Source organism: Cellulomonas pasadenensis (assembly GCF_047229365.1).
Lineage (GTDB): Bacteria > Actinomycetota > Actinomycetes > Actinomycetales > Cellulomonadaceae > Cellulomonas.
This window is the reverse complement of record NZ_JBFTEP010000108.1, coordinates 1-12554: the sequence shown is the minus strand read 5'-3', so window position 1 is coordinate 12554 and position 12554 is coordinate 1. Positions and strand designations below refer to the sequence as shown.

The following is a 12554-nucleotide window of genomic DNA, read 5'->3' as shown; positions in this document are numbered from 1 at the left end:
CCCCCCCCCCCCCGCCCCCGCCCCCCCCCGCCACCTCCCCATCCATGGCACCGTCGGCTGCGTCAGATGTGTATACGAGACCCCGTGCGCCCCGCGAGCCGGAGCACCGCGGACAGCAGACCCGGCACCTCGGCCGCGCGCTCCCCGACGAGGATCACCGCGCCCTCCGCGGCCAGCGCGCCGGCGGCGTCGGCGAGCAGCGGCTCGGACGCGCCCGCGTCGAGCGCGTCGATCACCTCGGGCTCGGTGCCGGGCGCGGCGCGCAGCAGCGTGGCGTCCAGGCGCTCGAGCCCGCGGCTCGCGAGCGGGGCGACCGACAGCACGCGCGTCCGGCCGGAGACGACGCGGTCGCGCAGCCGAAGGAAGACGATGCCGCCCTCCTCCTCCGGCTCGTACGCGACGCACAGCACCGTGGGCGCGGCGACGAGGTCGGCGAACGTGACGGTGAGCGTGCGCCCCGCGACCACGTGGCCGAGGAACGCCTCCTCCTCCGCGGAGTGCGGGCGCGACCGGTGGTCGACGTCGTTGCTGCGCAGCGCGACGCGCGCGAGCTTGGCGTAGGCGTAGGCGTCCTCGAGCGTGAGGCGCCCGCCGGGCAGCACGCCGACGCCCGCACCCGCCTCGACCGCGGCCTGCAGGCCGACCGCGGCGGTCTCGAGCGCCTCCGACCAGCTGCACGGCTCGAGCGGGCCCCGCGTGCCGTCGCCCTGCGGGCGGCGCACCATCGGCGTCGTGATGCGGTCGGCGGCCGACTGCCAGCGGAACGCGAAGCGGTCCTTGTCCGTCACCCACTCCTGGTTGACGGTCGGGTCCTCGCCCGCGAGGCGCCGGAGCACGACGCCGCGGCGGTGGTCCACGCGGATGGCCGACCCGTTGCTGTCGTGCTCCGCGATGCCCGGCGTCGACACGAGGTCGAACGGGCGCGCGCGGAACCGGTACGCGGCCGACGTCAGCGCGCCGACCGGGCAGATCTGCACCGTGTTGCCGGAGAAGTACGACGAGAACGGGCGGCCGCTCGTGTCGAGGGTCGCGGCGCCGGCCGGCGTCTCCCCCGCGAACCCGAGCACCTCGGTGTCGAACGTGCCGATCTGCTGCTGCGCGCCGCGCTTCTGCAGGTCGATCCAGACGTCGCCGGCGACCTCCTCGGAGAACCGGGTGCACCGCTGGCACAGCACGCAGCGCTCGCGGTCGAGCAGCACCTGCGTCGAGACGGCGATGGGCTTGGGGAACGTCCGCTTGACGTCGACGAACCGCGTCGCGGTGCGCCCGTTGCTCATCGCCTGGTTCTGCAGGGGGCACTCGCCGCCCTTGTCGCAGACCGGGCAGTCGAGCGGGTGGTTGATGAGCAGCAGCTCCATGACGCCGTGCTGCGCCTTGTCGGCCTCGGGCGACGTGTGCTGCGTCTTGACCTGCATGCCGGGCGTGGCCTCGAGCGTGCACGAGGCCTGGGGCTTCGGCATCTTGGCGAGGTTGCCGTCGCGGCCCGGCGCCCACACCTCGACGAGGCACTGCCGGCACGCGCCGGCGGGCGCGAGCAGCGGGTGGTCGCAGAACCGCGGGATCTGGATGCCGAGGCGCTCGGCGGCGCGGATGACGAGCGTGCCCTTGGGCACCGTCGTCTCCAGGCCGTCGATCTCGAACGTGACGGTCGCCTCGGGCTCCGGCTCGTGCGCCGGGGGCGCGGCGGGGACGAGCGGCGTGGCCGCGTCCGCGCGCGCGTCGGTGCGCCGGTTGGGCGTCGTGATGGTCATGCGTGCACCCCCGCGAGCTGCGTGCGACGACGCGGCGTGTACTCGAAGCGCGCGCTGCGCTCCGGCGGGAAGAGGACGTCGGCGGGCGTGTGCGTGCCCGCCTCGAACTCCTCCCGGAAGTACTTCACGGCGCTCGTGACCGGGCTCGTCGCCCCGTCGCCGAGCGCGCAGAAGGAGCGGCCGAGGATGTTGTCGCACAGGTCGAGGAGCAGGTCGATGTCCCCGCTCGTGCCCTGCCCGGCCTCGAGCCGCTGCAGCACCTGCAGCAGCCAGAACGTGCCCTCGCGGCACGGCGTGCACTTGCCGCACGACTCGTGCTTGTAGAACGCCATCCACCGCGTGACCGCGCGGACCACCGACACCGTCTCGTCGAAGATCTGCAGCGCGCGCGTGCCGAGCATCGAGCCGGCCTTGCCGACCGACTCGTAGTCCAGCGGCACGTCGAGGTGCTCGGCCGTGAAGATCGGCGTCGACGACCCGCCGGGCGTCCAGAACTTCAGCTCGTGGCCCGCCCGGACGCCGCCCGCCATGTCGAGCAGCTCGCGCAACGTGATGCCGAGCGGCGCCTCGTACTGGCCGGGACGCTCGACGTGGCCCGACAGCGAGAACAGCCCGTGCCCGGCGGAGCGCTCGGTCCCCATCGACGTGAACCACGACGCGCCGCCGACGAGGATGCCCGGCACCGACGCCACGGACTCGACGTTGTTCACGACCGTCGGGCGCGCGTACAGGCCGGCGACCGCCGGGAACGGCGGCTTGAGCCGCGGCTGACCGCGCAGCCCCTCGAGGGAGTCGAGCAGCGCCGTCTCCTCGCCGCAGATGTACGCACCGGCCCCCGCGTGCACGGTGACGTCGAGGTCGACGCCCGTGCCCAGGACGTCCTTGCCCAGGTAGCCGGCCTCGTACGCCTCCTCGACCGCGCGCAGCATGCGGCGGTACACGTGCAGCACCTCGCCGCGCACGTAGATGAACGCGTGCGTGCAGCCGATCGCGTAGGACGTGATGGCCACGCCCTCCACGAGCGCCTGCGGGCTCGCCATCATGAGCGGGATGTCCTTGCAGGTGCCCGGCTCGGACTCGTCCGCGTTGACCACGAGGTAGCGCGGGCCGCCGTCGGGCGCGGGCAGGAAGCCCCACTTCATGCCCGTGGGGAACCCGGCGCCGCCACGGCCGCGCAGGCCGGACTCCTTGACCATCGTCACGACGTCGGCCGGCTGCATGTTCAGCGCGCGGCGCAGGCCGCGGTAGCCGCCGTGCTCCTCGTAGGTCGCCAGGGTCCACGAGCGGTCCGCGTCCCAGTGCGCGGACAGGACGGGTGCCAGGGTCGTCATCACGACTCCTTCGCGTCGTCGGTGCGCTGCCGGCGCTGCTGACCCTCGGGCGAGGAGTCGGCCGGCGTCGTCGCCGGGCGCTGGGCGCTGGACTCCTCGGCGCCGACCTTGGGGTCGGCACCGGGCTGCTGACCGGCCGGGGTGGGACCGGCGCCGGTGGCGGCCGGCTTGGCGTCCTCGGGCTGCGCCTGCCCGGCGGGTGCGCCGCCCGACGGGGAGACCTGCCCCTCGACGTGCTGCACGTCGGGGAAGTCCGGCGCGCGCCAGCCCTTCTCCTTGGCGAGCAGCGTGCCGCGCAGCGTCGCGGGGCCGGCGCCGACGCCCTCGTCGGCGCGGCCGTCGGGGAAGCCGGCGAGGACCCGGCTCATCTGCCGGAAGGTGCAGACCGAGGCGGCGCCGCGCGTCGGGGCGACGGGCACGCCCTCGCGCAGGCGGTCCACCACGTCGCGCGCCGACTCCGGCGTCTGGTCGTCGAAGAACTCCCAGTTGACCATCACGACCGGCGCGTAGTCGCACGCCGCGTTGCACTCGATGCGCTCGAGCGTGATCGCGCCGTCCTCGGTGGTCTCGTCGTGGTCGACGCCGAGGTGCTCCGTGAGCTCCTCCCAGATGGCGTCGCCGCCCATCACCGCGCACAGCGTGTTGGTGCAGACGCCCACGGTGTACGTGCCGTTGGGGTGGCGCTTGTACTGCGTGTAGAACGTCGCGACCGCCGAGACCTCGGCCGTCGTCAGGCCCAGCTGCGCGGCGCAGAACGCGATGCCGCGCGGGCTGACGTAGCCGTCCTCCGCCTGCACCAGGTGCAGCATCGGCAGCAGGGCCGAACGCTCCTGCGGGTAGCGCGCCATGATCTGCGCCGCGTCCGCCGCGAGGCGCTCGCGCGTCGCGGCGTCGTAGCCGGTGGCGTGGCGCTCCCCCGGCACCCGGCCGGCGGGGTCCGCCGCCGGCGTCTCGTGCTGCACCGACATCAGCGGTCCACCCCTCCCAGCACCGGGTCGAGGGACGCGACGGCGACGACGACGTCGGCCACCTGCCCGCCCTCGCACATCATCGAGACGGCCTGCAGGTTGTTGAACGACGGGTCCCGGAAGTGCGCCCGGTAGGGCTTCGTGCCGCCGTCGGACACCAGGTGCACGCCGAGCTCGCCGCGCGGGTGCTCGACCGTCTGGAACACCTGGCCGGCCGGGACGCGGAAGCCCTCCGTCACCAGCTTGAAGTGGTGGATCAGGGCCTCCATCGAGGTGCCCATGATCTCCCGGATGTGGCCGAGCGAGTTGCCCATGCCGTCGGTGCCGATGGCGAGCTGGGCGGGCCAGGCGATCTTCTTGTCGTGCACCATCACGTCGCCCGCGGGCAGCGCGGCGAGCCGGTCGAGGCACTGCTCGACGATCCGCATGGACTGGTAGCACTCCTCCATGCGCAGCAGCACGCGCGACCACGAGTCGGCTCCGTCGTTGACCGGCACGTCGAAGTCGTAGGTCTCGTACCCGCAGTACGGCGCGGCCTTGCGCACGTCGTACGGCAGCCCGGTCGAGCGCAGCACGGGCCCGGTGATGCCGAGCGCCGTGCACGCCGCGAGGTTGAGCGTCCCGACGTCCTTCAGGCGCGCCTGCAGGATCGGGTTGGCCAGCATGAGGTCCTCGAGCTGGCGGAAGTAGTGGCGCATCTGCACCAGGGCCTCGCGCACCGAGTCGATCGACCCGGGCGGCACGTCCTGCGCGACGCCGCCGGGGCGGATGTACGCGTGGTTCATGCGCAGGCCCGTGACGAGCTCGAAGACCTGGAGGACCTGCTCGCGGGCGGTGAAGCCGACGGTCATGATCGTCGTCGCGCCGAGCTCGTTGCCGCCCGTGGCGAGGCACACGAGGTGGGACGAGATGCGGTTGAGCTCCATCATCAGCACGCGGATGACGGTCGCCCGCTCGGGCACGTCGTCCGTGATGCCGAGCAGCTTCTCGACCGCGAGGCAGTAGGCCGCCTCCTGGAACAGGGGGGCGACGTAGTCCATGCGGGTGCAGAACGTCACGCCCTGGGTCCAGGTGCGGTACTCCATGTTCTTCTCGATGCCCGTGTGCAGGTAGCCGATGCCGGCACGGGCCTCGGTGACGGTCTCGCCGTCGATCTCGAGCATGAGCCGGAGCACGCCGTGCGTGGACGGGTGCTGCGGGCCCATGTTGACGACGATGCGCTCCTCGCCGAGGCGCGCGGCCTCCTCGGCGATGTCGGACCAGTCGCCGCCGGACGCCTCGAAGGTGGGCCGGCCGGTGGTCTCGTCGTCGACGACGTGCGCCGTGGCGTGGGGGGTGTGCGACGTGGGGGCGGTCATCAGCTGTACGACCTCCGCTGGTCCGGGGGCGGCACGGAGGCGCCCTTGTACTCGACCGGGATGCCCCCGAGGGGGTAGTCCTTGCGCTGCGGGTGGCCCGGCCAGTCGTCGGGCATCTCGATGCGCGCGAGCCCCGGGTGGCCGTCGAAGACGATGCCGAAGAAGTCCCAGGTCTCGCGCTCGTGCCAGTCGTTGGCGGGGTACACCGCCGTGGTGGACGGGATGTGCGGGTCGTCGTCCGCGACGGCGACCTCGAACCGCAGGCGGCGCCCGTGGGTGATCGACACGACGTGGTAGACGGCGTGCAGCTCACGGCCGCTCTCGTGCGGGAAGTGCACGCCGCTGACGCCCAGGCTCATCTCGAACCGCAGGTCCGGGTCGTCGCGCAGCGCGCGGGCGACCTCGACGACGTGCTCGCGCCGCACGTGCAGCGTGAGCTCCTCGCGGTCGACCGTCACGTACTCGACGGCGTTCGCGAAGCCCGTGCCGGACTCGTCGAGCACCTCGGTGAGCACGTCGACGACCTCGTCGAACCAGCCGCCGTACGGCCGCTCGCTCGGCCCGGGCATCGCGACGGTGCGCACGAGCCCGCCGTAGCCGGACGTGTCGCCCGAGCCTGCGACGCCGAACATGCCGGTCCGCACGTCGACGATGTCGAGCGGCGTGCGCGCGGCGCCCGCGCCGACGTTCTGCGACCCCGCCTCGAGCGCGGCGGCCGACGTCTGCTGCGCGACGGCGGACGCCGGGGCGGTGCCCTCCGCGCCGGGCTTGACGGCCGACGCGGCGTCGGCCTTCTCCCCCGCCGGCACGGGCGCGTCACCCTCCGCCGGGCGCTTCTCGGGTGCGTGCTCCGGCGTCACCGCAGGAGCCCCGTCATGTGCGAGGTCGGCGTCGCGGCGAGCGCGGCTGCCTCGGCGGCCGCGGCCGCCTCCGTGCGGTTGACGCCGAGCGGCGCGTTCTGGATCTGGTCGTGCAGCGCGAGGATCGCGTGGGTGAGCATCTCCGGCCGCGGCGGGCAGCCGGGCAGGTAGATGTCGACGGGCACGACGTGGTCGACGCCCTGCACGATCGCGTAGTTGTTGAACATGCCGCCGCTGGACGCGCAGACGCCCATCGAGAGCACCCACTTCGGCTCGGACATCTGGTCGTAGACCTGCCGCACGACCGGCGCCATCTTCTGGCTGACGCGGCCCGCGACGATCATGAGGTCGGCCTGGCGCGGCGACGCGCGGAAGACCTCCATGCCGAACCGGGAGATGTCGTACCGGCTCGCGCCGGTGGCCATCATCTCGATCGCGCAGCACGCCAGGCCGAACGTCACCGGCCACAGCGAGCCCTTGCGGAAGTAGCCGACGAGGTCCTCGACCGTCGTCAGCAGGAAGCCCGAGGGCGCTTCCTCGATGCCCATGTCAGCCCCTCCTCGGGTGCGGCGTCGGTGCCGTCGTCGTGCTGGTGCCGGGGGTGCGTGCGGTCGTGCCGCCGGAGGTCAGTCCCACTCGAACCCGCCGCGCTTCCACTCGTAGACGAACGGCACGGTGATGAGGACGAGGAACGCGAGCATCGCGACGAGGCCGAACGTGGCCACCTCGGCGAAGCTCACGGCCCACGGGTAGAGGAAGACCACCTCGATGTCGAAGATGATGAAGGTCATCGCGACGAGGTAGTACTTGATCGGGAAGCGCCCGCCGCCCACCGCGTGCGGCGTCGGCTCGATGCCGCACTCGTACGCCTCGAGCTTGGCGCGGTTGTACCGCTTGGGGCCGAGGATCGCGCTCGCCCCCACGCCGCCCAGGGCCAGCACGGCGGCGATGCCCATCAGCACCAGCAGCGGCACGTACGGGTTGGTCATCGTGCGGTCCTCCTCGGCGTCGAGGTCCGGCCGGGGCCGGGGCGAGCGGGTCGATGGTGCGGGTCGTGCGGGGTCGTGCGGGTCAGGCGGCCGGGGCGATCCTCGCCAGGCCGGCGATGACGCGGTCGACCACGTCCCCGCCGCGCGGCTCGTAGCAGTCGGACAGGAGCTTGAGCACGAACCGCATGAGCAGCGGCCGCGGCAGCCCGTACCGGGTGCACAGCCGCATCACCTGCGGGTGCTCGATCAGCCGCACGAACTGCCGGCCGAGCGTGTAGTAGCCGCCCAGGTCGTCCTTCATGCGGGACTGGTAGGTGGCGAGCGCGCGCTCACGACCGGCGACGGAGCCGCGCGCGAGGCCCTGCGCGATCGCGTCCGCGGCCACGCGTCCGGCCTGCAGGCCGTACGCGATGCCCTCGCCGTTGAACGGGCTGACCATGCCGGCGGCGTCGCCGGCCAGCAGCAGCCCGTCCGCGTAGAGCGGCCCGCGGTTGAAGCCCATCGGCAGGGCGGCGCCGCGCACGGGACCGACCTGGTTCTCCGGCGTGAACTCCCACTCGGCCGGGGCGTTGGCCATCCACCGCGCGAACAGGTCCTTGTAGTCGACCTTGGTCGCGGCGGCCGTCGAGCTCACCGAGCCGAGGCCCACGTTCGCCGTGCCGTCGCCCAGCGAGAAGATCCAGCCGTACCCCGGCATGAGGTTCGACCGGCCGGGCGCCCCGTCCCACAGCTCGAGGTGCGACTCCATCCACGGGTCGTCGTGGCGCGGCGTCCGGAAGTACGTCCGGACGGCGACGCCCATGGGCCGGTCGTCGCGCTTGACGCGCCCCACGGCGGTCGCGAGGCGCGCGGAGACGCCGTCGGCGGCGACGACGACCGGGGCGCGGTACGTGACCTCGTCGCCGGCGTCGACCGTGCGGCGCCCGTCGTGGTCGACGGACCGGGCGCGCACGCCCGACACGCGGCCCGTGCGCTCGTCGCGGACGGGCCGGATGACGGCCGTGCGCTCGAGCAGCTTGGCGCCGGCGGCGCGCGCGTGCTCGGCGAGCGTCTGGTCGAGAGAGGTGCGCGCGCGGGCGAGCCCGTACGACGGGTACACCGACAGCTCGGGCCACTCCAGCTCGATGCGGTGCCCGCCGCCGATCACGCGCAGGCCCTTGTTGCGGATCCAGCCGTCCTGCTCGCGGATCGGAACGCCCATGCGCACGAGCTCGGCCACCGCGCGGGGCGTCAGGCCGTCGCCGCAGATCTTGTCGCGGGGGAAGGACGCCTTCTCGAGGAGCAGCACGTCGAGACCCGCGGCGGCGCAGTGGTACGCCGCGGAGGCCCCTGCCGGGCCTGCACCGACGACGATGACGTCGGCGTCATCGTGCGCTGCGTCCACCACGTCCACCCCACTTTGTGACGTCGTTCACGTGCGACGCTGCGAGTGTAGCCAGCGTCACCCGACCTGTCTGCGAAGGTAGGGCTTACCTGGCGGGCGGACCGGGACGTCGGTCCCGTGACCTGCGCGGACGCGTCCGCTGCGCGCCCTACGGGCGGCGGCCGCGGTGCAGCGCGACGATGCCGCCGGACAGGTTGCGGTACGCGACGTCGACCCACCCCGCCTGCTTGAGCAGCAGGCCGAGGGCCCGCTGGTCGGGCCACTCCCGGATCGACTCGGCGAGGTAGACGTAGGCGTCCGGCTCCTTCGACACGGCCCGCGCCACGGGCGGCAGCGCCCGCATGAGGTAGTTCGTGTAGACGGCGCGGAACGGGGCGAACGTCGGCCGCGAGAACTCGCAGACCACGAGGCGGCCGCCCGGCTTCGTCACCCGCAGCATCTCCTCGAGCGCGACGTCCGGGTCCGGCACGTTGCGCAGGCCGAAGGAGATGGTGACGGCGTCGAAGGACGCGTCCGCGAACGGCAGGTGCAGCGCGTCGCCCGCGACGAACGGCAGGTCCGGCCGGCGGCGCTTGCCGACCCCCAGCATCCCCGTCGACAGGTCGCACGGGACGACGTGCACGCCGGCGTCGGCGAGCGGCTCGCTGGACGTCCCCGTGCCGGCCGCGAGGTCGAGCACCGTCTCCCCGCGCTGCGCCCCCACGGCCGCGAGGGTGGCGCGCCGCCACGCGCGGTCCTGCCCGAGGGAGATCACGTCGTTCGTCACGTCGTACCGGTGCGCGACGGCGTCGAACATCGCGGCGACGTCGCGGGGGTCCTTGTCGAGGGTGGCGCGCGGCATGGGCCCATCGTCGCAGGTCGGCGCCGGACGGCCAGGCCGGGCGGACGCCGTCGCCCCGTCGGCGGTGTGACGTGCGTCGCCACCGGCCCCCCGCCGCCCCTCCGGGCGTGCGCGAGGTCCTACCCTGGCTGGCGATGAGCACGTCGAGCGGCGCCCCCGCGCAGCGGCACCTGCCCCTGCCCCGGCAGCGGCACCTGCCCCACCCCTTGGTGGTGCGCACGGTGGCCGTCGACGACCTGCCGACGCGCGCCGGCGACGCCCCCGACCCGGCCGACCTGCTCGACCTGCTGCCCGGCGACGCCCCCCTCGCGTGGGTCCGCCGCGGCGACGGGCTCGTCGCCTGGGGCGAGGCCGCCCGCGTCGAGGTGCACGGGCCCGACCGGTTCGCCGCCGCCGAGCGCGCGTGGCGCGAGGTCGTCGACCACGCGATCGTCCGCGACGAGGTCCGCCTGCCCGGCACCGGCCCGGTGGCGTTCGCGTCGTTCGCCTTCGACGACGACTCCGCCGCGGGCGGCGTCCTCGTCGTGCCGCGCGTGGTCGTCGGGCGCCGCGACGGCCGCACCTGGCTCACCACGCTCACCGACCCCGCGCGCCTGGGCGCCTACCCCCGGCTGGGCGACGTCGTCCCGCCGCGCACCGACCCGCGCCCGCCCGGCGAGGTCACCTACCGCGACGGCGCCGTCGACGCCGACGACTGGCTGGACGTCGTCGCGCGCGGCGTCGCCGCGATCCGCGACGGCGAGGTCGACAAGGTCGTCCTCGCGCGCGACGTCGAGGCGCGCACGTCCCGCCCGCTCGACGTCCGGTGGGCGCTGCACCGCCTCGCCGACCGGTACCGGTCCTGCTGGACGTTCAGCGTCGACGGGCTCGTCGGCGCGACACCGGAGCTGCTGGTGCGCTCCGAGCGCGGGCTCGTCACGTCGCGCGTGCTCGCCGGCACGATCCGGCGCACGGGCGACGACGACGCCGACATGGGCCGCGCCGCGATCCTCGCGCACTCGTCGAAGGACCTCGAGGAGCACGAGTACGCCGTCGCGTCCGTGGCGCGCGCCCTCGCGCCGTTCGGCTCGTCGTGGAACGTGCCCGACGTGCCGTTCGTGCTGTCACTGCCCAACGTGCTGCACCTCGCGTCCGACGTGACGGGCGTCCTCGCGACGCCCGACGGCGGCGAGCACCCCACGTCCCTGGCGCTGGCCGCCGCGCTGCACCCCACCGCCGCCGTCTGCGGCACGCCCACCGACGCGGCGCGCCGCCTCATCGCCCGCGTCGAGGGCATGGACCGCGGCCGCTACGCCGGCCCGGTCGGCTGGCTCGGCGCCGACGGCGACGGCGAGTGGGGCATCGCGCTGCGCTCCGCGGAGCTCGACCGCACCGACCCGCACCGCCTGCGCCTGTTCGCCGGCTGCGGCGTCGTCGCCGCCTCCGACCCGGCCGCCGAGCTGGCGGAGTCGCGCGCGAAGCTCGAGCCCATGCGGTTCGCGCTCGGCGACGACTGACCCCTCCCGGACGGGACCGGGCGTCGGGGACGGCTCGCCGCCGCACCCGACGAGCCCGGACGCACGCGAGGGCCCGTCGTGGGAGGGGATGCCCACGACGGGCCCTGCGGTCCCGTCGCCGCGGGGGGTCGGCGACGGGGGGGCCGGGCGTGCGCGCCGCCGTGACGGCGTGCAGCCCGGGTCGGTCGGGCGGGGTCGCCCCCGCCGTGCTCAGGAGGTCAGCCCTGGCCCTGCTGCTGCTGGAACCACTCCCACAGCTCCTCGGGGGTGAGGCCGCCGGGCAGGTCACCGGGGCCCTGGCCCTGGCCGCCCTGGCCGCCCTGCCCCGGCTGCCCGTCCTGCTGGTCGGGGTCGGTGGTGAGCGCGTCGGGACGCGTGGAGAGCGTGACGTCCAGCTCGGTGGTCGCGCCGCCGCGCACGACCGTCAGCGTCACGTCGTCGCCCGACGACAGCGAGCGGACGAACGCCGTCAGCGACTCCGCGCCGCCCACCGGGTCGTCGCCGATCGCGACGATGACGTCGTCCGGCTGCACGCCCGCCTCCGCGGCCGGCGAGCCCTCCTGGACGGTCTGGACGACCGCGCCGCGGCGCGTGACCCCGTCGGCGGTGGCCGTGCCGTCCGTCATCGTGACGCCGAGGAACGCGTGCTCCGCCTGCCCGTCCTCGATGATCTGGCTCGCGACGTTCTTGGTCAGGTTGACCGGGATCGCGAATCCGAGGCCGATCGAGCCGGACTGCTGCGACAGCGTCGCGATCGACGACGTGATGCCGATGACGCGGCCCTGCGCGTCGAACAGCGGACCGCCGGAGTTGCCGGGGTTGACCGCGGCGTCGATCTGGATCGCGTTCGTCACGGCGGCCTCGCTGCGCGCGTCCTCCTGGGTGGAGACCGGGCGGTCGAGCGCCGAGACGATGCCGGTGGTGACCGTGTTCGCCAGGCCGAGCGGGTTGCCGACGGCCATGACGGGCGACCCGACGGCGACGTCGTCGGAGTCGCCGAGCGCGGCGGCCTGCAGGTCGTCCGGGGCGTCGACGATGCGCAGCACCGCCAGGTCGGTCGCGACGTCCGTGCCGACGACCTCCGCCTCGAAGATGCGGCCGTCGGTGAGCGTCACGGTCACCTGGCCGCCCTCGGCGGCGGCGGAGACGACGTGGTTGTTCGTCACCACGTGCGCGTCGTCGTCGACGATGACGCCCGAGCCCTGCGAGCCGCCCGACTGCGTGCGGACCTCGATGGCGACGACCGAGTCGCGGACCGCGGCCGAGACGGCCTGCCAGTCCGGGTTCTCGGCGGACGAGCCGGAGACGGGCACCTGCTCGGTCGTCGACCGGCCGATGTCGGCCAGCGAGGCGCTCTGCGAGCCGGCGTCGGCGAGCGGGCCGTCCTCGAGCGTGAGGCCCGCGACGACGCCGCCGCCGACGAGCACGCCGGTGACGGCCGCGGCCGTGCCCCAGACCCACGGCTTGACGCGACGGCGCTCACGAGGCGTGCCGTCGGCGGCGTCCGCGGACGGCGCCCACGGGTCCGCCGGGGGCGCACCCGCCGAGCCGCCGGCGGCCGCACCGGGGCCGAACG

10 protein-coding genes and 1 pseudogene are annotated in these 12554 nt (G+C 74.4%); 1 reads left to right on the top strand and 10 read right to left on the bottom strand.

Going from position 1 to position 12554, the window contains the following annotated elements:
* Positions 1 to 71 precede the first annotated feature (71 nt).
* From AB6N23_RS14035 to AB6N23_RS13995, 9 genes and pseudogenes are all read right to left on the bottom strand, one after another.
* Positions 72 to 1751, bottom strand: a pseudogene (locus tag AB6N23_RS14035) (NADH-quinone oxidoreductase subunit G); the annotation flags it as partial.
* Complete coding sequence (gene nuoF, locus AB6N23_RS14030) at positions 1748 to 3085, bottom strand: NADH-quinone oxidoreductase subunit NuoF (protein WP_412866642.1); 1338 nt, start codon at positions 3083 to 3085, stop codon at positions 1748 to 1750. The pseudogene AB6N23_RS14035 and the gene nuoF, both read right to left, overlap by 4 nt.
* Positions 3082 to 4050: an NADH-quinone oxidoreductase subunit NuoE gene (gene nuoE / locus AB6N23_RS14025; RefSeq protein WP_412866641.1), complete on the bottom strand. Its 969-nt coding sequence runs from the start codon at positions 4048 to 4050 to the stop codon at positions 3082 to 3084. The genes nuoF and nuoE overlap by 4 nt, the downstream gene beginning before the upstream one ends.
* Positions 4050 to 5408 (bottom strand): NADH-quinone oxidoreductase subunit D, encoded by a 1359-nt coding sequence (locus tag AB6N23_RS14020; protein WP_412866640.1) that lies wholly within the window; start codon positions 5406 to 5408, stop codon positions 4050 to 4052. The genes nuoE and AB6N23_RS14020 overlap by 1 nt, the downstream gene beginning before the upstream one ends.
* A complete protein-coding gene (locus AB6N23_RS14015; RefSeq protein WP_412866639.1) occupies positions 5408 to 6268 on the bottom strand; it encodes an NADH-quinone oxidoreductase subunit C in 861 nt (286 codons plus the stop codon). Before AB6N23_RS14015 ends, AB6N23_RS14020 begins: the two co-directional genes overlap by 1 nt.
* On the bottom strand, positions 6265 to 6816 hold the full coding sequence (locus tag AB6N23_RS14010; RefSeq protein WP_412866638.1) for a NuoB/complex I 20 kDa subunit family protein: 552 nt from the start codon (positions 6814 to 6816) through the stop codon (positions 6265 to 6267). The genes AB6N23_RS14015 and AB6N23_RS14010 overlap by 4 nt, the downstream gene beginning before the upstream one ends.
* A gap of 78 nt (positions 6817 to 6894) precedes the next feature.
* Complete coding sequence (locus AB6N23_RS14005; RefSeq protein ID WP_412866637.1) at positions 6895 to 7257, bottom strand: NADH-quinone oxidoreductase subunit A; 363 nt, start codon at positions 7255 to 7257, stop codon at positions 6895 to 6897.
* A gap of 82 nt (positions 7258 to 7339) precedes the next feature.
* Positions 7340 to 8641 carry a geranylgeranyl reductase family protein gene (locus AB6N23_RS14000; RefSeq protein ID WP_412866636.1) on the bottom strand — a complete coding sequence of 434 codons (1302 nt, stop codon included), beginning with the start codon at positions 8639 to 8641 and terminating at the stop codon, positions 7340 to 7342.
* 148 nt (positions 8642 to 8789) lie between these two features.
* Positions 8790 to 9482 carry a demethylmenaquinone methyltransferase gene (locus tag AB6N23_RS13995; RefSeq protein ID WP_412866635.1) on the bottom strand — a complete coding sequence of 231 codons (693 nt, stop codon included), beginning with the start codon at positions 9480 to 9482 and terminating at the stop codon, positions 8790 to 8792.
* A gap of 134 nt (positions 9483 to 9616) precedes the next feature.
* On the opposite strand from AB6N23_RS13995, the gene AB6N23_RS13990 reads away from it, so the two are divergent.
* Complete coding sequence (locus tag AB6N23_RS13990) at positions 9617 to 10978, top strand: isochorismate synthase (protein WP_412866634.1); 1362 nt, start codon at positions 9617 to 9619, stop codon at positions 10976 to 10978.
* A gap of 218 nt (positions 10979 to 11196) precedes the next feature.
* On the opposite strand, the gene AB6N23_RS13985 is transcribed toward AB6N23_RS13990, so the two are convergent.
* Positions 11197 to 12554 (bottom strand): S1C family serine protease (locus AB6N23_RS13985; RefSeq protein ID WP_412866633.1); only part of this gene is annotated, 1358 nt, incomplete at its 5' end.

Bases quoted from the DNA above. Each gene is read 5' to 3' on its own strand.
- AB6N23_RS13995 (WP_412866635.1), bottom strand. From the start codon at position 9,482: ATGCCGCGCGCCACCCTCGACAAGGACCCCCGCGACGTCGCCGCGATG.
- AB6N23_RS13990 (WP_412866634.1), top strand. From the start codon at position 9,617: ATGAGCACGTCGAGCGGCGCCCCCGCGCAGCGGCACCTGCCCCTGCCC.
- nuoE (WP_412866641.1), bottom strand. From the start codon at position 4,050: ATGTCGGTGCAGCACGAGACGCCGGCGGCGGACCCCGCCGGCCGGGTG.
- AB6N23_RS14010 (WP_412866638.1), bottom strand. From the start codon at position 6,816: ATGGGCATCGAGGAAGCGCCCTCGGGCTTCCTGCTGACGACGGTCGAG.
- AB6N23_RS14005 (WP_412866637.1), bottom strand. From the start codon at position 7,257: ATGACCAACCCGTACGTGCCGCTGCTGGTGCTGATGGGCATCGCCGCC.
- AB6N23_RS14020 (WP_412866640.1), bottom strand. From the start codon at position 5,408: ATGACCGCCCCCACGTCGCACACCCCCCACGCCACGGCGCACGTCGTC.